Source organism: Pasteurella canis (genome assembly GCF_020810675.1).
Classification (GTDB): Bacteria; Pseudomonadota; Gammaproteobacteria; order Enterobacterales; family Pasteurellaceae; genus Pasteurella; species Pasteurella canis.
Genome location: NZ_CP085871.1, coordinates 133,099 through 159,548 on the forward strand (window position 1 = coordinate 133,099; position 26,450 = coordinate 159,548).

Sequence of the window (26,450 nt, forward strand, 5' to 3'; positions counted from 1 at the left end):
CATTAAAAATTCGATAAAGTTAAACTGGTGAATTTTACCCGAATATTCAGTGGTGCGCTAGCAATAGCTGAAAAGGGGTTTGAAATAGAGGTATTGATGTATTATTTATCATAAGAAAATGCCCCATCTAGTTTGGGGCATTTTTATAGAGAAAGGGGAAAATTATAAGCTTTCAGTGAAAGTGCGTGTAATTACATCACGTTGTTGTTCTGGTGTTAATGAGTTGAAACGTACAGCATAACCTGAAACACGGATTGTTAATTGTGGATATTTTTCAGGGTTGTTTACTGCATCTTCTAATGTTTCACGACGTAATACGTTTACGTTTAAGTGTTGACCACCTTCTACTTTTACAGTCGGTGCAACATCAACTGGTAACTCGCGATATTCAATTTGACCTAATTCACTTACAGCAACGATTTGATCTTCAGCGAATTCACCTTTAGCACATAAACAACGTGCTTCACCTTTTTCGCTATCTAATAACCAAAATGAATTTAATAGATTGTCATTAGCAGCTTGAGTAATTTGAATACCTTTAATCATTGTATGCCTCCTAAAATTGGCGATTTGTTAATCAGTTTTAATTGGTCAGAATTTTATCAAAATTTTTGATGATTTCAAATTGTTTTGACGTGGAACAAGGTATTTTTATTGAGTAATTTTTAAATTTTGATATAAATCAAAATTAAGTTTAAGTTTATGATTTTTAAAAACTTTAATTTAACAAAAAGCAAACAAATATTTAACAATGATAATGCTCTAACTGTCAATTTTGCTTGAAGTTATTTATAATCAGCAAAGTATTGAGAGGAGAGAAAAATGAAAACCTGGAAAGATGTAATCGGTATAGAAAAAGAGCAACCTTATTTTAAGCAAATTCTTGCACTTGTTCATCAAGCCAGAACATCTGGGCGGGTCATTTATCCTCCACCACAAGAAGTGTTTAGCGCATTTCAATTAACGGAGTTTGAACAAGTTAAAGTCGTTATTTTAGGACAAGATCCTTACCACGGTCCAAACCAAGCACATGGCTTAGCTTTTTCTGTCAAGCCAGGAATTGCCCCTCCACCTTCCTTAGTTAATATGTATAAAGAGCTATCACAGGACATCGCAAGTTTTAAAATTCCGAATCATGGTTATTTAATTCCTTGGGCGGAACAGGGGGTATTGATGTTGAATACAGTGTTGACTGTTGAGCAGGGAAAAGCTCACTCACATGCTAATTTTGGCTGGGAAACTTTTACTGATCGTGTCATTGCCATATTGAATGAGCAACGTGAACATTTAGTTTTTCTACTTTGGGGGAGCCATGCACAGCGAAAAGGGCAGTTTATTGATCGTCAGAAACACTGTGTATTAACAGCACCACATCCTTCTCCGTTGTCTGCTCATCGTGGTTTTTTGGGCTGTAAACATTTTTCTAAAGCAAATCAGTATCTTATACAAAAAGGGCTGACGCCAATTCAATGGCAATTAGATTCAATTTAAGATAGGAAATACAGGTATGTTAGCTATTATTTCGCCAGCAAAAACATTAGATTTTGAAAGTGTGGTACCAGAATTTAATTTTTCTCAACCGCAGTTAACTGATTATAGTGAACAATTAATTGAAGTTTGCCGCCAACTTTCACCAGATCAAATTGCCTCGTTAATGTCTATTAGCGATAAACTAGCAGGATTGAATTTTGCACGTTTTGCAGAATGGCAAAGGGAACATCATACGCAAAATGCACGAGCAGCAATTTACGCGTTTAAAGGGGATGTGTACACAGGATTAGACGTGGAAAGCTTATCCCATCAAGATGTAGAATTCGCACAACAACATTTACGTATGTTATCGGGATTATATGGTTTGTTAAAACCATTAGATTTAATGCAACCTTATCGTTTAGAAATGGGGACCAAATTAGCTAATAAAAAAGGTAAAGATCTCTATGCTTTTTGGGATGAGATTATCACAACCACATTGCAACAAGCTCTTGATGAACAAGGGGATAATATTCTGATTAATTTGGCTTCTGATGAATATTATAAGTCAGTAAAAGAAAAAGCGTTAAAAGCAACAGTAATTAAACCAGTGTTTTTGGATAATAAAAATGGTAAATACAAAGTCATCAGTTTTTATGCAAAGAAAGCGAGAGGGCTTATGTGTCGTTATATTATTCAGAACCGTTTAACAGAAATTGAGCAACTGAAAGAGTTTGATTTAGGTGGCTATTGGTTTGATGCAGCAAGTTCGAGTGAAACTGAGTTAGTATTTAAACGTGATTTGGTGGAATAATATGCAAAAAGTTTTCTTTATTTTAACCGCACTTTTAGCGATTTTACTAAGTGGTTGCACTTTATCTTCACAGCTTTCTGTACCACAACAAATTACACATAATAAGCATACTTATGAATTAGTTGCACAACAAGATTTGGGACCAATGGCACGTTTCTTTTATTTAGAAAAAGGAGAAAGTTTATCTCATTGGAAAAGTGCGGTGGAATTATTATTAGATCGTAACCAAGCAAAAACAACTTTGGATGAGCGTATTGCTTTGCGTGAGCGTGTTTATCGAAATACTGGTGTAAAAAACTTTAAATTGCAAGCCCAAGATGACAGTTTATATGCTTTCGTGATTTATGAACCAACAGTGAAAAATAATGATTGGCAAGTTGATGTGGCTAAAGGGAAAACGGTACAAGGTTGTGGATTTGTACAATATCAGTATTCATTGAAAATACCAAGAACGAAAAAAATCCGTAATATGAGTAATAAAAAAGTTGTACGTTATTTGAAAAAATATGTAGTAGAAAAAGAAATGAAGCATGTTAAAAATCGTGATTGGCAATGGACTTGTGAATAAATGGAAGAGAAAATCTATTCTTCACAAGTAAAAAAAGCAGCTAATTGTGCTGTTTATACTGCATTAATGCTGATTGTTGTAAAAGGTTTTGCTTGGTGGGAAACGGGTTCCGTTAGTATGCTAGCTTCAGTTGTGGATTCGACTTTAGATCTTGCTGCTTCTTTTTTAAATATGGTGATTTTACGTTTTGCTTTGATGCCAGCGGATGAAAATCATTCTTTCGGTCATGGTAAAGCAGAATCGCTTGCATCTTTGATTCAAAGTGCATTTATCTCTGGGTCTGCTGTTTTTCTATTATTGCAAGGGATTCATCGTTTTAATGAACCACAGCCTTTAACGAATACGAATTTAGGGATTGGTGTTATTTGCTTTTCTATTGTTATCACTTCTGCATTAGTTTATTACCAAAGTCGAATTGTAAAAAAAACAGGAAGTCCAGCCATTAAAGCTGATCGTTTGCATTATCAAACTGACTTATTTATGAATGTCGCAATTTTGCTTTCATTAATTTTAACTGTATTTGATTTTTTGCTTGCAGATGCGATTGGCGCAATTTTAATTGCAATCTATATTTTAGTTAGTGCACTTAAAATGTTATTTGATGCGGTGCAATTATTATTAGATCGTGCTTTACCTGAAAATGAGATCCAACAAATTGAACAAATTATCTTATGGGATAAGCGTATTTTAGGTTTCCATGATTTACGTACTCGTCAATCTGGTGCAGTACGTTTTATTCAATTTGATTTGGAGTTAGATGATCATCTCTCTTTTTTAGAGGCCCATGATATTACTGAACAGCTTGAGCAGCGCTTGCGAGAAACATTTTCGTTAGTGGATATTGTGATTCATCATGAGCCAACAAGTGTAGTTCAGGCTGAAAAATTAGAAAATGCGAAGCTAGATCAAATGTAATAGTTTTTTTGATAAATTTTGCTAGAGCAGTTGCAGTGAATAGTGTAATCTTAGCGGCGATTTGTGAATTCATTTTTAGTTTAAAAGGTTTAGATTATGATAAAGAAAATAGCAGTATTAACCAGTGGCGGTGATGCGCCAGGTATGAATGCCGCCATTCGAGGAGTTGTACGATCTGCACTTGCGGCAGGTTTAGAGGTATATGGCATCTATGAGGGTTATTACGGTTTATATCACAATAAAATCAAACAAATGACCCGTTATAGTGTGTCTGATATCATTAACCGAGGGGGGACATTTTTAGGCTCAGCACGTTTTCCCGAATTTAAAAATCCAGAAGTACGTGCAAAATGTGCAGAAATTTTACGTTCACACGGTATTGACGCTTTAGTTGTGATTGGCGGTGATGGTTCTTACATGGGAGCAAAATTATTAACCGAAGAACATGGTTTCCCATGTGTGGGTATTCCAGGTACTATTGATAATGATGTAGCAGGCACTGACTATACTATCGGTTATCAAACTGCCCTTGAAACAGCAGTAGAAGCTATTGACCGTTTACGTGATACATCAAGTTCACATCAACGAATTTCTATTGTTGAAATTATGGGACGTCACTGTAGTGATTTAGCGATTTCAGCAGGTATTGCAGGGGGATGTGAATATATCGTCGCTTCTGAAGTTGCTTTCAATCGTGAAGAACTTATTCAGCAAATTGAACGCAGTATCATTAAAGGCAAACGCCATGCGATTATCGCAATTACAGAATTAATTTGTGATGTAAATGAGCTTGCTCGTGAAATTGAACAACGGGTAAAACACGAAACTCGAGCAACTATTTTAGGACATATCCAACGTGGCGGTACGCCTTGTGCTTTCGACCGTATTTTAGGTTCTCGTATGGGAGTTTATGCAGTTGATTTGTTAATGCAGGGAAAAGGAGGCTACTGCGTAGGTATCCAAAATGAGCAATTGGTTCACCATGATATTATTGATGCCATTAATAATATGCGCCGTGAGTTTAAAGCAGATTGGCTAGCGCTTTCTAAACGTCTAGATTAATTAGGCTTTTTCTTAAAAAACGGTGGAAACTTTCCACCGTTTTTTATTTCTATTTTATTTTTATTTCTTTTTTAATAAACACAGTACTTCATAATGATGGGAATGTGGAAACATATCAAAGAGTTGAATCTTTTCGAGTTGATAGTGGGTTAAATCTCCTAAATCCTTCCCCATAGTTTCTGCATTACAACTTGAATATAAAATAAAATGAGGCGCTAATTGATTAAGAAATTGAGCTAGTTTGTTACCAATACCACGTCGAGGTGGATTAACAATCACTAAATCTGGTGTTTGATACTGTTCTAGAGCAAATTTTGTTGCATCTAGGGGTTGAAAGCGTACATGCTCTAAACCTAATTGACGAGCAGAGAGCATTGCAGCCTTAATCGCTGAGGGGGAAATTTCAATCCCGATTAATTCAATTTTTTTAGTTGGATTAGCTTGTTTTAATGCTTTTGCACAATGTAAGCCAAAACCACCTACACCACAAAAAAGATCCCAAAGCTTTTCAATCGGTAGGTTTTTTATCCAATTTTGTGCTGTTGCATATAAACCTGAGGCAACAGAGGGGTTAGTTTGAAAAAAACCTTGTGGACGGATGAAAAGGGGGATTAGATTAAAAGACTCCTCCAATGTTTGTTGTTCAGTAAGAAAAATTTCTTTCTCACCTTCTAAAATAGCGGCATGCTGTGGCTGAATATTTAGGCTGACTACTTTTAGTTGTGGTAATTTTTTTAACAAACCTGCAAATTCACGTTGAATTAACGCTAGTTTTGTTTCTGAACGTAATACGAAGCGTAGCATTAAACCACCATCAAGCTGACTTTCCGTAAGTAAAATATACTTAAGTTCACCTTTTTGTTTTGTAATGTTGTAGGGCACTAAGCCTGCACGAGCAATGAAGTCTTTTAAAATGTGAAAAATAGCAACGAAGTGTGTTGGGTAAAGTGGACAATCTGTTAGATCCACATTGTTTTGAGGGAGGCTCAGAATTGGGCGTTCGACTGTACCACTCACTGCCATTTTAGCCTTATTACGAAACGTACTTAAAGGCGATTGATAAGGAGCAATCCATGTTGTTTGTGAGCAATCTAAATGAGTTAATTGTTGTTTTAAATGCTGTGTCTTACGTTCAAGCTGGGCAGAATAAGGGAGTTCTAGCCATTGGCACGAACGGCAATGATTTTGTTCATAATGTTGGCAAGGGAGTGTTAATGACATATTAATTTACATATTTTGCTTTATAGTTAAGCCAATCTTGTTGAATCGCTGTCAGTTTCTTACGATTTTCTAGCCAACGGGTATTCTGTTCTAAATCTAACCAGCTAAATGATTTACGTTTAAATAACTGTTGTAAACGAGTCTGGCGTAATAAAAAATGTGATTGATTTTCTGTTAATTTTAAATGATCTAATACTTGGATCACGCCATCGCGTTCATTACAAAGTAAGAGTAAATCACAACCAGCATTGAGTGACTGTTCACAGCGTGCGACAAAATCCCCCATAAATCCTGCCCCCTTCATCCCTAAATCATCAGAGAAAATAGTGCCTTGAAAGCCCAGTTGTTTGCGTAATATTTGTTTTAGCCAATAATGTGAACCGCTAGCAGGTTGGCTATCGCATTGGCTATAAATGACATGGGCTGGCATAACGGCACTTAGCAAGTTTTGTTCGATAAGTCGTTGAAATGGCATGATATCTTGTGCAAAAATCTCTGGTTTTGAGCGTTTATCGTATGGGGTTTCCAAGTGAGAGTCCGCGATGACATGCCCATGTCCAGGAAAGTGTTTACCTGTCGTTGCCATGCCAACTTGTTGCATACCTTGAATAAAGGCTTTAGCCATATCACTAGTAATTTGAGGGTGAGTATGGAAACTACGATCACCAATTGCTTTACATTGGTGTCCTAAATCAAGTACAGGAGCAAAACTTAAATCAATATCTAGTGCAGTAATTTCTGCTGCCATTTGCCAGCCAGCTTGTTGTGCCATTTCTAGCTGTTGCAATGGTTCTTCAATCAATTGAGTAAAAGCTTGCATCGCAGGTAATTGGGTAAAACCGTCTCGGAAGCGTTGTACTCGCCCCCCTTCTTGATCAACTGTAATTAACAGATCTTTTTTAACCCGTTGACGGACTGATTTTACTAAAGCTTGGATTTGTTCACGATCATGAAAATTTCGTGTAAACAAAATTAAACCCGCAACAAGCGGGTGGCTTAATAATTCAACTTCTTCTTGTAGGAGTTCATGACCTTGTAGATCTATCAGTAGTGTTGACATATCGCCTCTTTTTTATTGCTCACTGATATACAAACGGTAATTTACGCTTTGTTCTGTCGGTTTTATTAATGGTATATCCTGTTTTTCATAACCAAGTAAGGATAAAAAGGACGATATTGCAAACTGTTGTTGTGTTACCCCATTTTTATCATACCAAAATAAGTGGTAAGCCAAATTCAATGGCTGTTCAGTTTTGTTTTTGACCCATGCAGAATCAGGCGTAATTTTTGCTTCAATAACAGAAGCAACACCAGCCTCTATGTTCAAAATAGGCTGTGTTGTTCTTAATAAGTTAGCGGATTTGTTTGAGCCACAACCAATCAATAGTAAACTCGTCAATAGAAGTGCGGTCAGTTTTTTCATTATTTTGTTAACATTTTTCCTAATGGCTCACCACCGACAAGGTGCATATGTAAATGGAATACTTCTTGCCCACCATGTTTATTACAGTTTACGATTAAACGATAACCTTCTTCCGCAATACCTTCTTGTTTAGCCAGCTTCGCTGCAACAGTAAATAGGCGCCCCAAACTTATTTCATCTTGCTCAGTTACATCATTTACAGTAGGGATTAGTTTATTAGGGATAATCAAAATATGAGTGTTCGCTTGTGGTGAAATATCACGGAATGCAGTTACTAACTCATCTTGATAAACGATATTGGCAGGAATTTCTTTACGAATAATTTTACTAAAAATAGTTTCTTCGGTCATGTTGAGCATCCTTTTCAATTGAATTTAAAACAGTGCTTTTTTAACAGAAAAAGGCAAAAATAGCAATTTTTTACTGTAAGTTGAGTAACTGATAAAGTTGATTAAAAGTTGAGTTAAATATGATTAAAAATTGATTGTTAAATTTTTGTTTTTTATATTTTAATTAAATGTTAAGTTATTGAAATGTAATATAAATTAATAATAATTTGATCTAGCATAAGGAAATCTTGTTTTGAGTGTTTTTTAAACTGTAAAATGCTTTTATTTTGGTGTAAAACTCCCTATAATTAACAAATCTTATAAAAAATAAAATTTTTTTAAATTATTCGAGCTTTCATATTTTGAAACCGACAGCTATCAAATGCTATTCATGTCTAGGGAGATTACGGATGAAAACTGAAGATTCAACGTCAACCTGCATTGTGTCACCAGTGAAGATGGCACAGATTGGCGAGGATGTCGGTGTTTATAAAGCAACTAAAAAACAACTCTACTCATTCTTTTCTGCGATTCCAGCAGGTGCTTTTATTGCAATTGCTTTCGTTTTTTATGCAACAACTCAAACAGGTAATGGTGATGCACCTTGGGGATTAACCAAGCTGGTTGGAGGTATTGTTTTCTCGCTTGGTGTTATTATGGTCGTTGTTTGTGGTTCTGAGTTATTTACTTCTTCTACGATGACTGCGGTTGCGCGTGTGAGTGGCCGAATCTCAACTTTTCAAATGTTACGTAATTGGGCTGTTGTCTATTTTGGAAATTTTGTCGGTGCAATTTTTATCGTGTTATTAACATGGTTTGCTGGTCAAATTATGGCAGCTCATGGACAATGGGGATTAACTATTTTAAAGACTGCACAACATAAAATTCATCATACTTGGGTAGAGGCATTTGCATTAGGTATTTTCTGTAACATCATGGTATGTATTGCGGTATGGATGACTTACGCAGGGCGGACACTTTTGGACAAAGCGCTTATAATGATTTTGCCAATTTCTATGTTTGTTGCGTCTGGTTTTGAGCATAGTGTAGCAAATATGTTTATGATTCCAATGGGAATGATGGTGGCTAATTTTGCTTCTGCTGAATTTTGGCAAGCTATTGCTATGAATCCAGCAGAATTTGCTGATTTAGATATATATCATTTTGTTGTAAAAAATTTAGTTCCTGTGACCTTGGGGAACATCGTGGGTGGTGCTGGCTGTGTTGCTTTAGCACAGTGGTACATTAATCGTCCACATTAGTTGGTTTTAGGTTGCAAAGTGCGGTCGTTTTATCGCTGTTTTGATCGACTTTGTGTGAGTATCACAAGATTTTTTATTCTAAATTAATAGAAGGTAATTCAATATGAGTCAATTAACTGAAGCTCAACAAAAAGCTTGGGAAGGCTTTACTGGTGGTGACTGGCAAACTGAAGTTAACGTACGTGATTTCATCCAGAAAAACTATACGCCTTATGAAGGTGATGAATCATTCCTTGCTGATGTAACTGAAGCGACAAGTACGCTTTGGGCAGATGTCATGGAAAAAATCAAAGTGGAAAATAAAACCCACGAACCTTATGATATTGACACAGATACCCCGTCAACGATTACATCTCATGCGCCAGGTTATATCAACAAAGATTTAGAAAAAATCGTTGGTTTACAGACTGACGCACCTTTGAAGCGTGCGATCATGCCATTTGGTGGCATCAATATGGTGAAAGGTTCATGTAAAGTCTATCGTCGTGAGCTAAAACCTGAAATTGAACAAATCTTCACAGAATACCGTAAAACACATAACCAAGGTGTATTCGATGTTTACACACCAGATATCTTGCGTTGCCGTAAATCAGGCGTAATTACGGGTCTTCCAGACGCTTATGGACGTGGTCGTATCATTGGTGACTACCGTCGTATGGCTCTTTATGGTGCAGACTTTTTAATGAAAGATAAATTTAAACAATTTACTTCATTACAAGACAAATTAGAGCGTGGCGAAGATATCCAAGCAACGATTCAATTACGTGAAGAAATTGCAGAGCAACATCGTGCTTTGGGCAAAATGAAAGAAATGGCAGCGTCTTATGGTTATGACATTTCTGGTCCAGCAACTAATGCACAAGAAGCAGTTCAATGGACTTATTTTGCATACCTTGCAGCGGTTAAATCACAAAATGGTGCTGCAATGTCATTTGGTCGTGTTTCTACATTCTTAGATATCTATATTGAGCGTGATTTAAAAGCAGGTAAAATTACAGAACAAGAAGCACAAGAATTAATTGACCATTTAGTCATGAAATTACGTATGGTACGTTTCTTACGTACGCCAGAATACGATCAATTATTCTCAGGCGACCCAATGTGGGCAACTGAAACGTTAGCTGGTATGGGCTTAGATGGTCGTACATTAGTCACTAAAAACAGCTTCCGTATCTTACATACCCTTTACACAATGGGTCCTTCTCCAGAGCCAAACTTAACAATTCTTTGGTCTGAAAAATTACCAGAAGGTTTCAAACGCTACGCTGCTAAAGTGTCTATCGATACTTCATCTGTTCAGTATGAAAACGATGACCTAATGCGCCCTGATTTCCAAAATGATGACTACGCGATTGCATGCTGCGTATCACCAATGATCGTTGGTAAAATGATGCAATTCTTTGGTGCACGCGCAAACTTAGCGAAAACTTTACTATATGCAATCAATGGTGGTGTGGATGAGAAATCTGGCGACCAAGTTGGACCGAAGACTGAACCAATTACAAGCGAATACTTAGATTATGAAGATGTCATGACTCGCTTAGACAGCTTTATGGATTGGTTAGCAAAACAATATGTGACAGCATTGAATATCATTCACTTTATGCACGATAAATATGCATATGAAGCCGCATTAATGGCACTTCACGATCGTGATGTATTCCGTACAATGGCGTGTGGTATCGCAGGTCTTTCTGTAGCAGCGGACTCATTATCTGCAATTAAATATGCGAAAGTGAAACCAGTGCGTGGTGATATTGAAATCAAAAACAAAGCAGGTGAAGTGGTTGGCGTTGCGAAAAATGTGGCAATCGACTTTGAAATTGAAGGTGAATATCCACAATTCGGTAACAACGATAACCGTGTAGACGAAATCGCATGTGACTTAGTTGAACGCTTTATGAAGAAAATCCAAAAATTGGGTACATATCGTAACGCTGTTCCAACTCAATCTGTTCTTACTATCACTTCTAACGTGGTATACGGTAAGAAAACAGGTAACACTCCAGATGGTCGTCGTTCTGGTGCACCATTCGGACCTGGTGCGAACCCAATGCATGGTCGTGACCAAAAAGGTGCAGTAGCTTCATTAACTTCTGTTGCCAAATTACCATTTGCATACGCGAAAGATGGTATTTCATACACCTTCTCAATCGTACCAAATGCATTAGGTAAAGATTATGAAGCACAAAAACGTAACCTTGCGGGTTTAATGGATGGTTATTTCCACCACGAAGCAACTATTGAAGGCGGTCAACACTTAAACGTAAACGTAATGAACCGTGAAATGTTGTTAGATGCAATGGAAAATCCAGAAAAATATCCACAATTAACTATTCGTGTTTCTGGTTATGCTGTACGTTTCAACTCTTTAACAAAAGAGCAGCAACAAGATGTTATTACACGTACATTCACTCAAGCAATGTAAGTAATATATTTAATCTTTATTAGCCTCTGTATTTTATACAGAGGCTTTTTTTATGTTTTGAACTCTGACCACTACTCTTCTTGTCTGTTCATACCAGTACTGGTCTGTCTAGGTATCTTTCCCTTGTGATTTTATGATTGCTTCGATTTTTTTGCATTAAATTAACTTTGAAGGGATCAATTGTGAAAATAAATAAACTTTTCTGTGCACTATTGTGTTCACTTAGTACTGCTAGTTTGGCACAAGATATTGTAGTATTTGGTGATAGTTTGAGTGACATGGGGCAAACAAATTGGAATAAAAAAGCCTCTTATTTGAATGCAGATGGAAAATATCACTTTCTCTATAATGAATATCTTGCACAAGCATTAGGTGGAAAATTAACGTCTTCTACTCAAGGTGGAACAAGCTATGCCTACAGTGGGGGAGTCATTGTAGGGACAAATAATGAAAGAACGAATCAACAGCCTAATTTAGCATTACAAAATCAAGTTAATACTTATTTAAACACGCCTGTTAAAAAAGAGGCATTACATATTTTATGGGCGGGGGGAAATGATTTAGCGACTGTATTGGCCAATGCTGTGACCAAAACAACGCCTGAAGAAAAGCAGGCTTATGTATTAGGTAGTATTAACCAAATGGCACAGACTATGGCACAACAATGGGGTGCATTACAGCAAGCAGGTGTCACTCAAATTATTGCACCAACGATTCCAAATGTGACTTACACACCAGAGTTTTTTGATAAATTAGGGGAAGCGGCAGGAGCACAGATTCAGTCTAAATCATTAAATTTAATCAAAAAAACTGATTTTGTAGCCAATTTTAAAGGTGCTGTAGAACAGATGTTAAGTCGGGCTACTCTGAATACACAAGAGTTTGAATTACATAGAATAAAAACATTGGAGAAAGCAGCAGAAGATTTTTACAATAGCCGAGCATGGTATACAAAGTTAGCACTTTCAGCAGCAGGCTATAATGCAAAAAGCATTGCAGAAACTTTAATCAAAGAATACAAAGAAATCGTTCAGCAAGCCGCACAAGCTACCGCTTTATTGAATGCGAGTATTACATCTGCATTAAATCAAGTAGGGGGTAATATTGTACGTATTGATACCGATGGTTTATTAAAAGATATGATTGCACGTCCAGCAGAATATGGATTAAATAATACAACGACCGTTGTTTGTAAAGACAGTACTGCCGATCCAAATAAAGCAGCTTGTCGCCCAACTGATCAAACTTTAGCAAGCCAACGTTTATTTGCAGATAGTTTCCACCCAGGTCCCACAGCACATAAAGCCATGTCTGACTATATTCTTAATGTGTTACAAACACCAAAAGATATGGGAATTTTAACTCAGGTTGTACAGCAACAAACTGAGCTTGCATTGGATTTTATTCGTCTAGAAAGTAATCGAAATCGTTTAATGCGTCAAACTGAGCAAACCGTTGATACATTAGTTGCTTATCAAAAACAAAATCAAGGACATAGTTTACATATTGGTGCGAAAGTACAGTTTAATCCTCAATGGCAATTAGCAGTTGTAGCGAGTCAGCAAAAACAAGATCTACAAAATGGTTTAGTTCATGTAGACACAAAAAATCGCATATTAAGTACCGCACTTCGTTATGATGCTGATAATTGGTGGTTAGGTAGTGCAATCCAAGTCAATAATACAAAGTTAGCCACGGACAGAGCTGCTTATATTGGTCACTCTACTCATTATCAATCAGGTGAAACCGAAGCTGAAAGTTTAAGTATGGGATTATTTGCAGGTTATGAGTGGAAAGTGGAGAATGTTGGGGTTGCATTTATTGCTGATATCTATAAAACGAAAACTGACCTTGCAGCATTTAGTGAGCGTAATCAGGGAATTACACAAATGCAATTTGAATCTCGTAGCGAAAAGAGTTTACGTAGTGGTGTTGGAATTGATTTACGCTATCATGCTACTACTTGGCAGCCTTATGTGACGACGCGTTGGGTGAAAGAATGGGATAATGATCAGCCTATAGTTAAAGCTAGTTTAAATGGTAGTACTTTTGCCACAAAATTAGCACAACAAGATAAAGCATGGCTAAATATAATGGCGGGGTTCCAATTTAAGCCTATAAATAGTGGCTTGTATGCTAACCTTGGTTTTAGCCGTGATTTAGGGCGAAAAGATAACCTCTCAAAAACAACATTTCAGGCGGGTATTGGTCTAGAATTCTAACAAAAAGTGGTTGTCCTTTTTGTTTGTTTTGATTATTTACTCGGTGTTTATTCTATTAAACACCGAGTTTTTTAGTTTTATGTAAAATAATATAGTCGAATAATTCACAACAATCTGCTCAAATTTCGATTATAATAATCAAAATTTTTTGAAGGATTTATTATGTCTACTGTGGGAAGAATTCATTCATTCGAATCTTGTGGTACGGTTGATGGGCCAGGGATTCGTTTTATTTTATTTTTGCAGGGTTGTTTGATGCGCTGTAAGTATTGTCACAACCGAGATACGTGGGATTTACATGGAGGTAAGGAAATTACTGTAGATGAGCTTATGCGAGAAGTCGTGACATATCGTCATTTTATGAAGGCTTCTGGTGGTGGGGTGACGGCTTCTGGTGGTGAAGCTATATTGCAGGCAGAATTTGTTCGTGATTGGTTTCGAGCTTGTAAAGAAGCTGGAATTCATACTTGCTTAGATACGAATGGTTTTGTGCGCCATTATGATCATATTATTGATGAGTTAATGGATGTCACGGATTTAGTTCTGCTTGATTTAAAACAGCTCAATGATAAAGTTCATCAAAATTTGATTGGAGTGCCTAATAAACGTACTTTGGAGTTTGCCCAATACTTAGCAAAGCGCAATCAAGCGGTTTGGATTCGCTATGTTGTTGTGCCTGGCTATACCGACGCAGATGATGATATTCATTTATTAGGTAATTTCATTAAAGATATGAAGAATATTGAGAAAGTAGAGTTACTCCCATATCACCGCTTAGGTGCTCACAAGTGGGAGGCATTAGGTGAAAAATATGAGCTAGAGGATGTTTCACCACCAACAAAAGAATCTTTGGAACATATCAAAACTATCCTTGAAGGATATGGACATATTGTGAAGTATTAAAAATTACATCATGTAGAAGTTAGGCTAATAAATTAATTGTTAGCCTTTTTATATTCTAAAAAGTAAATTAATATGCTATTTATTTTTTTAAGTATTAAGTGAAAACATATCAAAATATTATCAATAATTCTTAGCACCCATAGATCACTATTTTACCTCTCAATATTGGTTTTGTGCTTATCGGCTTTTTGCTGCTCTCTACGTTTTTGGAAAAACGCACTAAGTTTTTGGCTGCATTCTTTTTGCAATACACCACTAGTAATTTCGACGCAGTGATTCATTTTATAATCATCAAAGAAATGGAAACGTGAACCTACTGCGCCAGTTTTATAATCAGAGGCACCAAAAACTAGCCGCTTGATACGACTATGTAAGATCGCTCCAGCACACATCGTACAAGGCTCTAGTGTGACGTAAAGTGTTGTATTAAGTAAACGATAGTTTTGTAACTTTTGCCCAGCTTGGCGCAGTGCAACGATTTCTGCATGAGCGGTTGGGTCAGAATTGATGATAGATAAATTCCAGCCTTCTCCAATAATATTCCCCTCATCATCAACTAATACAGCTCCGACTGGGATTTCACCTAAGGCTTCGGCTTTGTCGGCTAATGTGAGAGCATATTTCATCCATTTTTCGTCTAAAACTGACCGCACTTTTTCCTCTCGTATTGATTAAACGGAGAATGGGTATTTAATTGGAGCATGACATTGATAACCAATAACCTTAAAATCATCTATCGTGACCCAGGTTTCTAAGTCTTCTAATGTTTTGATATCTGGATTAATCTCTAGTTTGGGTAGCGGTAATGGCTCTCGTTTTAATTGTACATTTTTCATCAGATCAAGTTGATCTTCATAAATGTGCGCATTAATAATTTTATGGTAGGCTTGACCTGCTTTTTTCCCTGTAATTTGTGCCATAAGTGCTAAGAATGTGAATACTTGAATTTGGTTGAAGTTTAAACCAAGTGGAACATCACAAGAACGTTGATAACTAGTGAGATAGAGATTATCACCTAAAAGTGAAAACGTATGAGTATGCATACAAGGGCGCAAGCAACCAAGATCAAATTCACCTGGGTTAAAAAAGGTTATAATTTCACCGCGATCGTCAATTCCTTTACTCAGATTGTTTACAATTTTACGTAATTGGTCAACAGTTTCACCATTTGGTTTCCGCCAAGCACGACCTTGTACACCATAAACGCGTCCCATATCATCAATACCTTTACGATGTGGGTTTTTTAACCAATCAGCATTTTCATTAGCATTAGCATCCCATGTTTTTGTACCAAGTTTGCGAAAATCTGCCGCATTATCATATCCTCTGATATAACCGAGTAATTCTGCAATTGCTGCTTTCCAATAGCTTTTTCGCGTTGTAATTAGTGGAAACTGATTATTAGCGACATCATAAGTGAGAGCTGCATCAATCACAGTGAGGCAACGTTTACCTGTACGCGCATTCTCAATCCAAACACCTTCATCAACGATACGCTGACAGAGTTCTAAATAGTGTTTCATGACGTTTCTCCTTTTTTGGCAGCACTTTTATAAGCAACCATAACGATGATGGCACCAATGATGATCATTGGCATAGAAAGAATTTGTCCCATTGAAATTTGTTGACCAAAATATAATCCAAGTTGTGCGTCAGGTTCACGGAAAAATTCAACAATAAAGCGGAATAGCCCATAGAAAAATAAGAATAAACCAGCAACTGAACCTATTGGGCGTGGTTTTTGTATAAACCAATTTAAAATAAAGAATAAAACTAAACCTTCTAAAACGGCTTCATATAATTGTGAAGGGTGACGTGGGAGATAACCTCCTGATGGGAAGAGTACTGCCCATGAAACGTCTGTAACCCGTCCCCACAGTTCATCATTAATAAAGTTACCAATTCTCCCCATTCCTAAGCCGAAGGGAATTAATGGCGCGACGAAGTCAGCTGTCTGCCAAAAACCACGTTTTTGTATTTTTGCTGTGATAAGCATTGATAAAATGACACCAAGTAATCCGCCATGGAATGACATACCACCTTCCCAGACTCGGAATAAATAGGCAGGATCTTGAAGAAAATAATCGAATTGATAGAAGAATACATAACCTATTCTTCCACCTAAAAATACGCCCATGAAACCATTGAACAATAAGCTATCAACTTGTTCTGTTGTCCAATCACTATTAGCTTGATTTGCCCTACGTACAGCAAGCCAGCGTGCAAAAATAAAACCAATAAGATACATTAAACCATACCAACGTAAACCAATTGGACCAAGTTCAAATATCACGGGGTCAAACTGTGGGAATGAAAAATAATTTGATTGCATAAAGTGCCTTATTTAAAAATCATATTTATTGCAAGGATAAGTAGCATGATTGCAAATGCTTTTTTTAGTATTGGGACAGGTAAAATAGAGGTTAAGGTTGCCCCAATTTTTGATGTAAAAATAGAAGTAAGAGTTATGCCTAATAGGGCGGGTAAATACACATATCCTACAAAATAATCAGGTAAACCTTCTGCTCCCCAACCAGCAATAATAAAACTCAACATGCCTGCTAGTGCTAATAGACTGCCACATACTGCCGAAGAGCCAATTGCTTTTTTCATATCAATACCTCTTGAATTTAAGAATGGCACAATAAATCCGCCGCCACCAATACCAGCTGCACTTGATGCCATACCAATGAAGATACCAGCAATAATAGTTGATGTTTTTGTTAATACTTTAGTGACAGGTTTTGGTTTAACAGAGAGAAACATTTTGATAGACAAGTAAACAACTAAACAAGCAAAGAGCTTAGATGAAATATCTTTTGGCAAATAACTGATAAAAAAACCAGAGATAAAGGTTGTTACCATAATGATAGGTGCAAGAATTTTAACAACATCCCATACAACATTACCTAATTTATGATGTCTTTGTGCGGAGGAAAAGCTGGTAATAATAATAGTTGCAAAAGAAGTACCTAGAGCACAAGCCATCAACATAGACTCTGGCACACCAATGTATTTAGGCATTAAATAAACTAAGACAGGGACAATAATTAAACCGCCGCCAATACCAAATAAACCAGCTAAAAAGCCAGCGAATGCCCCAACTGCGAGGCATATAATAAAAAAGGTGATCATAATCAACCCCTATGTTTGTAATGTTGTCGTTTGGAATTTTTTATTGATGAGGATTTTTTAGTTGGATGAATTCGCTTTGTACTAATATCGTTATCTTTATTAATAAAAATATCTTTCGTATTATCGAATAATACTGTTGCAAACTCTTTCATTGCCTTGCGATAAACGTCTTTTTTAAATGAAACAACTTGACGAACAGGATACCAAAAGCTTACCCAACGCCATCCATCAAATTCAGGAGATTTGCTGGATTGCATATCAATATTCTTTTCATCAGAGACGAGTTGTAACAGAAACCAGCGTTGTTTCTGCCCAATACACATTGGTATACTATCATGGCGTAGCAAGCGTTTAGGTAATTTATAGCGTAGCCAATGTTTTGATACATATAAGATTTTTACATCTTTGGGTGATAGACCAACTTCCTCAAATAATTCTCGATACATAGCCTGTTCGGCGCTTTCATTATCATTAATACCGCCTTGAGGAAATTGCCAAGAATTTTGTCCATACCTTTTTGCCCAGAGTACCTGACCTTTGTTATTACAGATAACGATACCCACATTTGGACGGTAGCCATCGAAATCGATCACTAGCGTTTCACCTTAAAAATTTTTATTAAGCTTTTCTAAAATAATTTATCGATTGTTTCATATAATTATTATTTTCTCAACTAGTAATCTAAGTAAAACGAAGGCTTTATTTTAATTTTGTGAACTATGCCAATTCTCTTCACAAGCATATGCCGTGGACTATTTGTGGATAATTCTGTTTACAACTTTTATATAACCACAGAATAGAAAAAAAGTTTTCAGAAAAAAGATGATATATATCTGATAGTTATGTTGTTTTTGATTATGATATTTTACTTTTTAATCATACTACTACTTGACATAGTGATTACACATTTTTTAACGATTAAGTTGAGCTTAAAAAATGTATATTCTTAAGTAAAAAAGCGTGATTATTTTTCTATTTTTTTAGAGAGTAAGTTATTCACTGTTTCTGTGGATAAAATTGTGGCTGGATCCGTGAATTCAGTTTAATAACTCAAATTGATTAAGTTATATTGAACTGTACATTTTGATATTCTATTAAAAATCAAATAGATATGCTTTATTTCCTTTGTGCTCAAAATAGTATTATTCGCATGTGTTATTTTGTTTGTTTTTCGAACATTCATTTATCATTGCTCGATAGTATTGCCAATCGAAATATTGTCCTGGGTCGATTTTTCTACCTGGCGAGACATCTGAATGTCCTACAATACGATCTAGCGTAATTAATGGGTAAGTGTGCATTATTTCTTGCGTAAGACTAACGAGAGCATTGTATTGTTGCAAAGTAAAAGGTTGCAGATTACTCCCTTCAAGCTCGATACCAATTGAAAAATCATTGCATTTCTCTCTACCTTGAAATTCAGAAAGCCCTGCATGCCAAGCTCGATTGTGGAATGCGACATACTGTGTAATTCTCCCTTGACGATCTATCAAACAATGAGCAGATACGCGCATTTCATGAATTTCTGCAAAATAAGGGTGCTGGCTAGGATCAAGCCTACCAAGGAAAAAATCGTCAATATACGTCCCACCGAATTGTTCTGGGGGGAGACTAATATAATGAATAATTAACAGTGAAATATCTTGTGGATCAGGGCGCTGATCAAAGTGTGGCGAGTGAACTTTTCTTGCGTCATTTATCCACCCTTGTTGTATGCAGCTTGGGAATTTTTTTGTCATAAAATACTCATTTTGCGATCAAGATCGAGAAAAAATACGGTTAATTTTGTTTATTTTTTCTTTTGTGAAAGACTTCATTAGCTAAATTCGTTCTTAGTCCGTTTAGCAACCTATCTATTTTTAGGGCTGTCATCGCAGCCCACTTTTTACAAAAGGTGTTTATGATGAAACGATATTTCTCTCTTCCTATTCAAAAGGGATTTACTTTAATTGAGTTAATGATTGTTGTTGCTATTGTAGCTATTTTAGCGACTGTCGCCATTCCTTCTTATCAAAATTATACTAAAAAAGCTGCTATAGCTGAATTATTACAGGCGGCAGCACCTTATCGTGCTGAAGTTGAGCTATGTATTTATAATACTAATAATATAGCTTCTTGTAATGCTGGAAGTCATGGTATTACAGCAGAAATTAACGTGGGTAAAAAATATTTAAAATCATTAAGTGTAAAATCTGGCGAGATTGCAGTGATTGGTCAAAATAGTTTGGCAGGTATTACTTATAAATTAATACCTTCAGGTAGTGCTGCTCAGGGGATAACTTGGCGGTCGGATTGTGGTGAACATGTTGCCTTGTTTCCAGCAGGGCTTTGCTCATAATGCAAATAAATATGTCTTCCTCATTGCGTATAGTAACGATAAATGGAGAGTCGATTGAAATTCCTCAACATTTATGGCAAAGAAATCAGCAACAGCAAAATATATTACTGCGCTATTTTGCCTTACCGTTACAAGAAGATGAAAAAACACTTTGGCTGGGGCTCGATTCACTGACGAATTTATCTGCTTGTGAAACTTTTGCTTTTTTATCTAATAAAGTGGTAGAACCAATTTTATTAACAACCCAAGAGTTAAAAAATGCATTACAACAACTATTACCGACAGACTTACATATAGAGGAAGCTCCACAGATTTGTTATCCCACCACACAGCAAATAGAGATGGATACCACATTAGATGAGCCAATCATTCATTTACTCAATCAGATTTTTGAGCGAGCATTACAGCAAAAAGCGTCAGATATTCATTTTGAACCACAAGCACATTTATTACAGCTACGTTTTCGTATAGATGGAGTATTGCAGTTACAATCTCCTTTAGCGCTATCGTTGGCAAGTAGATTGATTACTCGTTTAAAATTACTGGCTAAATTAGATATCAGTGAGACTCGCCTGCCTCAAGATGGGCGCTTTCAATTTAAGACGGCATTTTCGGACATTCTTGATTTCCGTCTTTCGACATTGGCAACGCATTGGGGAGAAAAAGTTGTATTGCGCTTACAATATAATAAGCCAGTGACTCTTACTTTTTCTGCTTTAGGCATGAGTCAGCTTCAACAACAATCTTTTCAAAAAGCGTTAAAACAGCCACAAGGATTGATTCTAGTTACTGGGCCAACAGGAAGTGGTAAAAGCATATCGCTTTACACTGCTCTAACTTGGTTAAATAGCACAGAAAAACACATTTTAAGTGCAGAGGACCCAATTGAAGTTGAGCTAGAAGGAATCATTCAAACTCAAATTAATCCTCAAATAGGACTTGATTTTAGTCGCTTATTACGTGCTTTTTTACGCCAAGATCCTGATATTATAATGTTAGGTGAAATTCGTGATGAAGACACTGCGGCGATAGCATTACGAGCCGCTCAAACAGGCCATTTAGTCCTTTCTACATTACATACCAATGATGCTCAGTCAGCTCTTTCTCGGTTACAACAACTTGGTATTCAGCAACATGAAATTGATCATTCTTTATTGCTTGTTATTGCACAACGATTAGTACGTAAATGTTGTGTGAAATGTATTAGAAAGACGCAGAATGATTGTGGTTGTTATCAAGGTTATGCTGGGCGGATTGGTGTATATCAATTTCTACAAAAAGATCAGTCAGGACAGTTTGTATTGGATTTTAATAGCTTAAAAGAAAGCGCTATAGAAAAAGTTCGCTTGGGTATTACTGATGAAAAAGAAGTTCAACGTGTTTTGGGAGATTGAATGAGTAAGTTGAAACTATTTCGTTGGCGTGGTGTTAATCGGTTACAGCAAACACAGAAAGGAATGATTATTGCTCAAACGGAGAAATTGGCTAAGCAGCGATTGATATCTCGTGGCTTTAAGCAACTTAGATTACAACAAGATTGGCAATTTTCAACTAAACCGAAGAGTAGTGAAATATGTGATTTCTGGGCACAGCTTGCTTTTCTTCTTCAATCGACAATACCATTAAAAGCAAGTTTACAGATAGTGCAACAAAATTGTACTAATATCCAATTAACTCAATGGTTAATGAGTTTATTGACAAGTTTGGATAATGGCTATTCATTTTCAGTTGCGTTACAGTCTGTAGAACAGTATGTAACAGCGCAAGAACAACAATTGATTTATATTGCTGAAATGACAGGAAAATTACCACAGATATGTCAACAAATTGCGGAACAACGTAAGCAAGTGTTGAGTTTACAGTATCGAATACAAAAAATTTTATTTTATCCCATCATTGTCTTGGGTATTTCTTTGATTTTAACAGCATTATTATTGTTATTTATTGTGCCACAGTTCGCTGAGCTTTATGAAAATCAACCCTTACCCGTTTTCACCTCTCTATTACTATATTTATCAGCTGGCTTGCAAATGTATTTTTTCCAAATAATACTGATATTGAGTTTATTTATCCTATTGATTCGTTCACAATTAAAGCATTCTCTCTGGCTGAATCGACAAAAAATAAAATTAATTCGATTAATCCCATATTTAAGTCGGCTCGTTCAGCTTAATCGATTAGTTTATTTTTGCCGTAATTTACATCTTATGTTGTCATCTGGTCTTCCTTTAACTCAAGCACTAAATTGCTTTGTGCCACAGCAGAAGAGTTGGCAGCCAAAGTTAACATTACAATATGATTTAGTGTTAGTAAGTGAAGTTAAGTCAATTTTGAAACAAATTTCATCTGGAAGTACTTTTTCTGAATCGGTTAGTTTTAATGTATTCCCTGATTCAGCACAGCAGATGTTACAAATTGGCGAGAAAAGTGGGAAATTTATTGATATTTTGCAGTATCTTGCTGATAACTACCAACTTAAATTAGAACATCAAATAGATTTACTGGCTCAGACGCTAGAACCTTTACTGATGTTAATCATTGGTGGGTTAATCGGGTTGATTATGCTTGGTATGTATTTACCCATCTTTAATATGGGAGCAGTTATTCAATGAGTTTGTTGGTTTTTATTTTGATGGGGAGTGTAGTCGGATTGGTTGTTCATTATTATGTATCACGCTTTATATATTGGGTTAGTCAAGACGTGTATCAAGCATATCGTGCGATGTTTGAACCCAAGATGCCAGAAATTATGCAACAGTCAGCTGCGCCATCTGTAATAAAGTGCGGTCATTTTTCTGTTTTTTTTATCTGTTTTTCTGTTTTATTTATTACTTGTTATTATGTCTTTGATACGCCATATAAAGCATTGTTTCTTGCCTTTTATATGAGTTTATTAATTTGTATTTCATTAATAGATTGGTATTACCAACTTATTTCATTACCATCATGTCAGATATTGTTTGTTTTGGGTATTGGAGCTGCTTGGACGAATATAAGTCCTATTACACTTGAGCAAAGTCTACAAAGTGCATTCATTGGTTTTGTCGTATTTTATGTGATTTATCTATTAGCGAGATGGATTTATAGAAAGGAAGCCTTAGGAAGAGGGGATTATTGGTTAATGTTAGGGCTGAGTACCGTATTAGATTGGTCTCAATTGCCTTTGTTTGTTTTGATGGCTTGTTGTTTTGCTATAGGATATGTATTTTGGGCGAAACTTTATCAACAAGTATATTACCAGCTTCCCTTTGCGCCTTTTCTTTGTATAGCAAATATCTTCATAATATTGCTTAATTGGTAAAGCGAAAGTATGATCAGTTTGTTTTAATCAGACGAAGGTAAATAGATGACTTATATTGTTGGCCTCACTGGTGGAATTGGAAGTGGTAAAACTACCGTTGCGAATTTATTCCTTGAACTAGGTGTGCCTGTTATTGATGCAGATAATGTAGCAAGACAAGTGGTAAAAAAAGGGACACTATTATTAGCACAGATTGTGGCACATTTTGGTGAACAAATTTTACTTGATAATGGTGAGTTAGATCGTGCGAAATTGCGAGAGCTTATTTTCCAGCAACCAGAAGAAAAAATATGGTTAAATAACTTATTGCATCCTCCTATCAGGGAAGAAATGTTGAGGCAGCTTCATGCACAAACTTATCCTTATGTGCTTTGGGTTGTACCTTTATTAATCGAAAATCATTTGACGAGACTATGTCAACGTGTGTTAGTTATTGATGTCAAACTCGAAACTCAATTACAACGAGCTACTCAACGTGATGGCAACCAGATTGAACTGATTCAACAAATTATTAATGCACAAGTCGATCGTTCAACTCGTCTAAGTTTTGCTGATGATGTGATTAATAATGATGGGGACTTGTCGCAAACATTCGTCACGCTAAAGCAAAAAGTGTTAGAATTACACCACCAATATTTAGAGTTAGCTAACGCGGAAAGAAAATAAAAGCAGTGAGAAAACCATGTCAGAAATTTTTAGTGTGCCCTGTCCCATTTGTCAAAAAGCAGTGGAGTGGTCAGAAAAAAGTCTATATCGCCCTTTTTGTAGTAAACGTTGCCAATTGATTGATTTAGGTGAATGGGCAGCAGAAGAAAAGGCGATCCCTTGTGAGACAGCAGATTTTGCGATGAGTGAAGAACATGAAGATTGGGGAGTTCATTAATGCAAGTTCAGCATCAACAAACTAATAATGAAGGTGAGTTTTTCTTCTTAGATGATATGGGTAATAAAGTTGCGCAACTTACTTATTTTTTTGTAGATGAGAAAACCATCAACGCAAATCATACTTATGTTTCACCAATATTACGTGGGCAAGGTATCGCCGAACAGTTATACCAAGCACTTGTTAATTTTGTTCATCAAAATAAGCTCCATCTTATACCAACATGTAGCTATATAGTAAAGAAATGGCAACGTGATAATCGGTAATTCTTTTTAAGGCAGTTATTAAACTGCCTTTCGATATTCTTAATAAAGCATAAGATTCTTGTTTTTTATATTCTATCTGCTAAAATTCAGCTCACTTTTTTTGAAAAAATCAACAAAAGTAAGTTCGGATGAAGGTAGCTGGAGAGTAGGGAATTGACCCTACGCCGACGAGGTAAAATCTTTCAGGCGCTGATAATAAGCAGGGACTGTTACTGGACGAACCCTTGGAGAGAGCCGTTAAATTACAAACATAAAACGGCCGCCGAAGGCGCAAAAAGAGCGGTGAGCTTTTCCGTTTTTTCAAACGCTCAGGCAAAAGGACAGGGGCAACAAGACTATTCGGTTTGATGTTTTACACACACTTTTTGTGTGTCATTCTATTTTAACTCTTCCGCAAAATGCTTTTGCCTCCTTGTAATTGGTTATTTTTTACGAGGAACATTTCAATGACATTAGAATCAATTTTATCATCTATCAACAGCTTTGTTTGGGGACCGCCTTTATTGATTTTACTTTCAGGCACAGGGCTGTATTTAACTTTTCGTTTAGGTTTTATCCAATTTATTCATTTGCCACGAGCATTATCTTATTTATTCAAAACAGAAAAAGGTATGGGTAAAAAAGGTGACGTGTCTTCTTTTGCTGCACTATGTACTGCATTAGCCGCAACGATTGGTACTGGGAATATTGTTGGTGTGGCGACTGCTGTTCAAGCAGGTGGACCTGGCGCGGTATTTTGGATGTGGCTAGTGGCATTACTAGGTATGGCAACAAAGTATGCTGAGTGTTTACTTGCAGTAAAATACCGAGTACGTGATAAGCAAGGTTTTATGGCTGGTGGACCGATGTATTATATTGAACGTGGCTTGGGAATTAAATGGCTGGCAAAATTGTTTGCACTTTTTGGTATTTTAGTGGCCTTCTTTGGGATAGGAACCTTTCCACAAGTCAATGCAATTACACATGCAATGCAAGATACATTCAGTGTACCTATTCCATTGACAGCGTCGATTATTACTGCACTTGTTGCATTAATTATTCTCGGTGGAGTGAGACGTATTGCTGTTGTCTCTTCATATATTGTTCCTTTTATGGCAGTGCTTTATGTAGCTACATCTTTGATTATTTTATTAATTAATTGGCAATTAGTGCCACAAGCGATAGGATTAATCATTTACAGTGCCTTTGAACCCAGTGCAGCATTAGGCGGTGCTTTAGGTTTTACCGTGATGAAAGCGATTCAGTCAGGTGTCGCACGCGGAATTTTTTCTAATGAATCAGGTTTGGGAAGTGCACCAATTGCCGCGGCGGCGGCACAAACTAAAGAACCGGTACGTCAAGGTTTGATTTCGATGACAGGGACTTTTTTGGATACCATTATCGTGTGCTCAATGACTGGAATCGTACTAGTGATTACAGGAGCATGGCAATCAGCGGATATAGCGGGAGCAGCGTTAACAAACCATGCATTTACTGAAGGTTTGAACTCTAATCTAGGCGGGACTGTCGTAACTGTTGGCTTATTGTTTTTTGCCTTCACTACGATTTTAGGTTGGTGTTACTATGGTGAACGTTGTTTTGTTTATCTCGTTGGTATTCGTGGTATTAAGTTCTATCGTTTTATGTTTATTGTATTAGTCGGTTGTGGTGCTTTTATTCATCTCGATTTAATTTGGATTCTGGCAGATATTGTGAATGGATTAATGGCATTTCCAAATTTAATTGCGTTAATTGGGCTACGTCATGTTATTGTCGATGAAACAAGAGATTATTTTGAGCGCTTAAAAATGAATAAAGCAGATGAAAATGTAGTGAGTTAATTTTTTAATTGTTTGAAATTTAAACGAAAATATAGAGGGGTACCAATATGATATCCCCCCAATCATAGCAACTTTCAGTTAATAATCTAG

27 protein-coding genes, 1 pseudogene and 1 riboswitch are annotated in these 26,450 nt (G+C 36.4%); of the genes and pseudogenes, 17 read left to right on the forward strand and 11 right to left on the reverse strand.

The genetic code is table 11. The features are described from left to right. Positions 1–162: 162 nt before the first annotated feature. On the reverse strand, positions 163–546 hold the full coding sequence (gene grcA / locus K7G93_RS00580; protein ID WP_049216501.1) for an autonomous glycyl radical cofactor GrcA: 384 nt from the start codon (positions 544–546) through the stop codon (positions 163–165). 276 nt (positions 547–822) lie between these two features. Between grcA and ung the strand changes: the two genes are divergently transcribed. The 5 genes from ung (at position 823) to pfkA (ending at position 4,829) form a co-directional block, all read left to right on the forward strand. Next, positions 823–1,491: a uracil-DNA glycosylase gene (ung, locus tag K7G93_RS00585; RefSeq protein ID WP_049216499.1), complete on the forward strand. Its 669-nt coding sequence runs from the start codon at positions 823–825 to the stop codon at positions 1,489–1,491. Positions 1,492–1,507: 16 nt separating this feature from the next. Then, positions 1,508–2,284, forward strand: coding sequence for a peroxide stress protein YaaA (gene yaaA, locus K7G93_RS00590; protein WP_049216498.1), 777 nt, complete (start codon positions 1,508–1,510; stop codon positions 2,282–2,284). A 1-nt stretch (position 2,285) separates the two neighbouring features. Next, on the forward strand, positions 2,286–2,852 hold the full coding sequence (locus K7G93_RS00595) for an HI_0983 family protein (protein ID WP_049216496.1): 567 nt from the start codon (positions 2,286–2,288) through the stop codon (positions 2,850–2,852). After that, positions 2,853–3,767: a cation diffusion facilitator family transporter gene (locus K7G93_RS00600; protein ID WP_049216493.1), complete on the forward strand. Its 915-nt coding sequence runs from the start codon at positions 2,853–2,855 to the stop codon at positions 3,765–3,767. Between the two features lie 96 nt (positions 3,768–3,863). Then, on the forward strand, positions 3,864–4,829 hold the full coding sequence (pfkA, locus tag K7G93_RS00605) for a 6-phosphofructokinase (RefSeq protein WP_049216492.1): 966 nt from the start codon (positions 3,864–3,866) through the stop codon (positions 4,827–4,829). Positions 4,830–4,889: 60 nt separating this feature from the next. Here pfkA and rlmC read toward each other — a convergent pair whose 3' ends face one another. The 4 genes from rlmC to hinT are packed head-to-tail and all read right to left on the reverse strand — an operon-like array spanning position 4,890 to position 7,823. After that, positions 4,890–6,050 carry a 23S rRNA (uracil(747)-C(5))-methyltransferase RlmC gene (gene rlmC / locus K7G93_RS00610; RefSeq protein ID WP_226690235.1) on the reverse strand — a complete coding sequence of 387 codons (1,161 nt, stop codon included), beginning with the start codon at positions 6,048–6,050 and terminating at the stop codon, positions 4,890–4,892. Between the two features lies 1 nt (position 6,051). Next, positions 6,052–7,110 (reverse strand): beta-N-acetylhexosaminidase, encoded by a 1,059-nt coding sequence (gene nagZ, locus K7G93_RS00615; protein ID WP_224046039.1) that lies wholly within the window; start codon positions 7,108–7,110, stop codon positions 6,052–6,054. A gap of 12 nt (positions 7,111–7,122) precedes the next feature. Then, positions 7,123–7,473: a DUF1425 domain-containing protein gene (locus tag K7G93_RS00620; RefSeq protein ID WP_226690236.1), complete on the reverse strand. Its 351-nt coding sequence runs from the start codon at positions 7,471–7,473 to the stop codon at positions 7,123–7,125. Beyond that, the gene (hinT, locus tag K7G93_RS00625) at positions 7,473–7,823 is read right to left on the reverse strand and encodes a purine nucleoside phosphoramidase (RefSeq protein WP_160531207.1); all 351 of its coding nucleotides are present in this window, start codon (positions 7,821–7,823) and stop codon (positions 7,473–7,475) included. The genes K7G93_RS00620 and hinT overlap by 1 nt, the downstream gene beginning before the upstream one ends. Positions 7,824–8,212: 389 nt before the next feature. On the opposite strand from hinT, the gene focA reads away from it, so the two are divergent. The 4 genes from focA to pflA all read left to right on the forward strand — a co-directional run bounded on the left by focA (position 8,213) and on the right by pflA (position 14,617). Continuing rightward, a complete protein-coding gene (focA, locus tag K7G93_RS00630) occupies positions 8,213–9,064 on the forward strand; it encodes a formate transporter FocA (RefSeq protein WP_160531208.1) in 852 nt (283 codons plus the stop codon). A gap of 103 nt (positions 9,065–9,167) precedes the next feature. Further along, a complete protein-coding gene (gene pflB / locus K7G93_RS00635) occupies positions 9,168–11,492 on the forward strand; it encodes a formate C-acetyltransferase (RefSeq protein WP_115322353.1) in 2,325 nt (774 codons plus the stop codon). A gap of 182 nt (positions 11,493–11,674) precedes the next feature. Then, a complete protein-coding gene (locus K7G93_RS00640; RefSeq protein WP_226690237.1) occupies positions 11,675–13,714 on the forward strand; it encodes an autotransporter domain-containing protein in 2,040 nt (679 codons plus the stop codon). A 162-nt stretch (positions 13,715–13,876) separates the two neighbouring features. Then, on the forward strand, positions 13,877–14,617 hold the full coding sequence (gene pflA, locus K7G93_RS00645) for a pyruvate formate lyase 1-activating protein (RefSeq protein WP_049216479.1): 741 nt from the start codon (positions 13,877–13,879) through the stop codon (positions 14,615–14,617). Between the two features lie 152 nt (positions 14,618–14,769). Here pflA and tadA read toward each other — a convergent pair whose 3' ends face one another. The 6 genes and pseudogenes from tadA to ampD form a co-directional block, all read right to left on the reverse strand. Further along, positions 14,770–15,270 (reverse strand): tRNA adenosine(34) deaminase TadA, encoded by a 501-nt coding sequence (gene tadA / locus K7G93_RS00650; protein ID WP_226690238.1) that lies wholly within the window; start codon positions 15,268–15,270, stop codon positions 14,770–14,772. 18 nt (positions 15,271–15,288) lie between these two features. Then, complete coding sequence (locus tag K7G93_RS00655; protein WP_228400396.1) at positions 15,289–16,140, reverse strand: thymidylate synthase; 852 nt, start codon at positions 16,138–16,140, stop codon at positions 15,289–15,291. Then, entirely contained in the window at positions 16,137–16,949 is an 813-nt protein-coding gene (gene lgt / locus K7G93_RS00660; RefSeq protein WP_226690239.1) for a prolipoprotein diacylglyceryl transferase, read from the reverse strand. The genes K7G93_RS00655 and lgt overlap by 4 nt, the downstream gene beginning before the upstream one ends. An 8-nt stretch (positions 16,950–16,957) precedes the next feature. Further along, a complete protein-coding gene (locus K7G93_RS00665) occupies positions 16,958–17,752 on the reverse strand; it encodes a sulfite exporter TauE/SafE family protein (RefSeq protein ID WP_049216473.1) in 795 nt (264 codons plus the stop codon). A gap of 124 nt (positions 17,753–17,876) precedes the next feature. Further along, a pseudogene (gene rppH, locus K7G93_RS00670) lies at positions 17,877–18,345 on the reverse strand (RNA pyrophosphohydrolase); the annotation flags it as partial. A 549-nt stretch (positions 18,346–18,894) separates the two neighbouring features. Further along, positions 18,895–19,491, reverse strand: a complete 597-nt coding sequence (ampD, locus tag K7G93_RS00675; RefSeq protein ID WP_115322358.1) for a 1,6-anhydro-N-acetylmuramyl-L-alanine amidase AmpD — start codon at positions 19,489–19,491, stop codon at positions 18,895–18,897. Positions 19,492–19,655: 164 nt separating this feature from the next. On the opposite strand from ampD, the gene ppdD reads away from it, so the two are divergent. From ppdD to K7G93_RS00715, 8 genes are all read left to right on the forward strand, one after another. Continuing rightward, the gene (gene ppdD / locus K7G93_RS00680) at positions 19,656–20,090 is read left to right on the forward strand and encodes a prepilin peptidase-dependent pilin (RefSeq protein WP_226690380.1); all 435 of its coding nucleotides are present in this window, start codon (positions 19,656–19,658) and stop codon (positions 20,088–20,090) included. Next, positions 20,090–21,484, forward strand: a complete 1,395-nt coding sequence (locus tag K7G93_RS00685) for a GspE/PulE family protein (protein WP_374107378.1) — start codon at positions 20,090–20,092, stop codon at positions 21,482–21,484. The genes ppdD and K7G93_RS00685 overlap by 1 nt, the downstream gene beginning before the upstream one ends. Further along, positions 21,485–22,702, forward strand: coding sequence for a type II secretion system F family protein (locus K7G93_RS00690; protein WP_226690241.1), 1,218 nt, complete (start codon positions 21,485–21,487; stop codon positions 22,700–22,702). It begins immediately after the preceding gene. Continuing rightward, entirely contained in the window at positions 22,699–23,391 is a 693-nt protein-coding gene (locus K7G93_RS00695) for a prepilin peptidase (RefSeq protein ID WP_226690242.1), read from the forward strand. Before K7G93_RS00690 ends, K7G93_RS00695 begins: the two co-directional genes overlap by 4 nt. Before the next feature lie 45 nt (positions 23,392–23,436). Further along, a complete protein-coding gene (coaE, locus tag K7G93_RS00700) occupies positions 23,437–24,057 on the forward strand; it encodes a dephospho-CoA kinase (RefSeq protein WP_226690243.1) in 621 nt (206 codons plus the stop codon). A 16-nt stretch (positions 24,058–24,073) separates the two neighbouring features. Then, positions 24,074–24,274, forward strand: a complete 201-nt coding sequence (gene yacG, locus K7G93_RS00705; protein WP_049216466.1) for a DNA gyrase inhibitor YacG — start codon at positions 24,074–24,076, stop codon at positions 24,272–24,274. Then, complete coding sequence (locus K7G93_RS00710; RefSeq protein ID WP_160531215.1) at positions 24,274–24,540, forward strand: GNAT family N-acetyltransferase; 267 nt, start codon at positions 24,274–24,276, stop codon at positions 24,538–24,540. The genes yacG and K7G93_RS00710 overlap by 1 nt, the downstream gene beginning before the upstream one ends. 214 nt (positions 24,541–24,754) lie before the next feature. Beyond that, positions 24,755–24,874, forward strand: a riboswitch (glycine riboswitch). Between the two features lie 112 nt (positions 24,875–24,986). Then, complete coding sequence (locus K7G93_RS00715; RefSeq protein ID WP_226690244.1) at positions 24,987–26,360, forward strand: alanine/glycine:cation symporter family protein; 1,374 nt, start codon at positions 24,987–24,989, stop codon at positions 26,358–26,360. Positions 26,361–26,450 lie beyond the last annotated feature (90 nt).

Excerpts from the sequence above, each read along its gene's own strand:
- grcA (WP_049216501.1), bottom strand. The coding sequence starts at position 546 with ATGATTAAAGGTATTCAAATTACTCAAGCTGCTAATGACAATCTATTA.
- ung (WP_049216499.1), top strand. The coding sequence starts at position 823 with ATGAAAACCTGGAAAGATGTAATCGGTATAGAAAAAGAGCAACCTTAT.
- yaaA (WP_049216498.1), top strand. The coding sequence starts at position 1,508 with ATGTTAGCTATTATTTCGCCAGCAAAAACATTAGATTTTGAAAGTGTG.
- K7G93_RS00595 (WP_049216496.1), top strand. The coding sequence starts at position 2,286 with ATGCAAAAAGTTTTCTTTATTTTAACCGCACTTTTAGCGATTTTACTA.
- K7G93_RS00600 (WP_049216493.1), top strand. The coding sequence starts at position 2,853 with ATGGAAGAGAAAATCTATTCTTCACAAGTAAAAAAAGCAGCTAATTGT.
- pfkA (WP_049216492.1), top strand. The coding sequence starts at position 3,864 with ATGATAAAGAAAATAGCAGTATTAACCAGTGGCGGTGATGCGCCAGGT.
- rlmC (WP_226690235.1), bottom strand. The coding sequence starts at position 6,050 with ATGTCATTAACACTCCCTTGCCAACATTATGAACAAAATCATTGCCGT.
- nagZ (WP_224046039.1), bottom strand. The coding sequence starts at position 7,110 with ATGTCAACACTACTGATAGATCTACAAGGTCATGAACTCCTACAAGAA.
- K7G93_RS00620 (WP_226690236.1), bottom strand. The coding sequence starts at position 7,473 with ATGAAAAAACTGACCGCACTTCTATTGACGAGTTTACTATTGATTGGT.
- hinT (WP_160531207.1), bottom strand. The coding sequence starts at position 7,823 with ATGACCGAAGAAACTATTTTTAGTAAAATTATTCGTAAAGAAATTCCT.
- focA (WP_160531208.1), top strand. The coding sequence starts at position 8,213 with ATGAAAACTGAAGATTCAACGTCAACCTGCATTGTGTCACCAGTGAAG.
- pflB (WP_115322353.1), top strand. The coding sequence starts at position 9,168 with ATGAGTCAATTAACTGAAGCTCAACAAAAAGCTTGGGAAGGCTTTACT.
- pflA (WP_049216479.1), top strand. The coding sequence starts at position 13,877 with ATGTCTACTGTGGGAAGAATTCATTCATTCGAATCTTGTGGTACGGTT.
- K7G93_RS00655 (WP_228400396.1), bottom strand. The coding sequence starts at position 16,140 with ATGAAACACTATTTAGAACTCTGTCAGCGTATCGTTGATGAAGGTGTT.
- lgt (WP_226690239.1), bottom strand. The coding sequence starts at position 16,949 with ATGCAATCAAATTATTTTTCATTCCCACAGTTTGACCCCGTGATATTT.
- K7G93_RS00665 (WP_049216473.1), bottom strand. The coding sequence starts at position 17,752 with ATGATCACCTTTTTTATTATATGCCTCGCAGTTGGGGCATTCGCTGGC.
- ampD (WP_115322358.1), bottom strand. The coding sequence starts at position 19,491 with ATGACAAAAAAATTCCCAAGCTGCATACAACAAGGGTGGATAAATGAC.
- ppdD (WP_226690380.1), top strand. The coding sequence starts at position 19,656 with ATGAAACGATATTTCTCTCTTCCTATTCAAAAGGGATTTACTTTAATT.
- K7G93_RS00685 (WP_374107378.1), top strand. The coding sequence starts at position 20,090 with ATGCAAATAAATATGTCTTCCTCATTGCGTATAGTAACGATAAATGGA.
- K7G93_RS00690 (WP_226690241.1), top strand. The coding sequence starts at position 21,485 with ATGAGTAAGTTGAAACTATTTCGTTGGCGTGGTGTTAATCGGTTACAG.
- K7G93_RS00695 (WP_226690242.1), top strand. The coding sequence starts at position 22,699 with ATGAGTTTGTTGGTTTTTATTTTGATGGGGAGTGTAGTCGGATTGGTT.
- coaE (WP_226690243.1), top strand. The coding sequence starts at position 23,437 with ATGACTTATATTGTTGGCCTCACTGGTGGAATTGGAAGTGGTAAAACT.
- yacG (WP_049216466.1), top strand. The coding sequence starts at position 24,074 with ATGTCAGAAATTTTTAGTGTGCCCTGTCCCATTTGTCAAAAAGCAGTG.
- K7G93_RS00710 (WP_160531215.1), top strand. The coding sequence starts at position 24,274 with ATGCAAGTTCAGCATCAACAAACTAATAATGAAGGTGAGTTTTTCTTC.
- K7G93_RS00715 (WP_226690244.1), top strand. The coding sequence starts at position 24,987 with ATGACATTAGAATCAATTTTATCATCTATCAACAGCTTTGTTTGGGGA.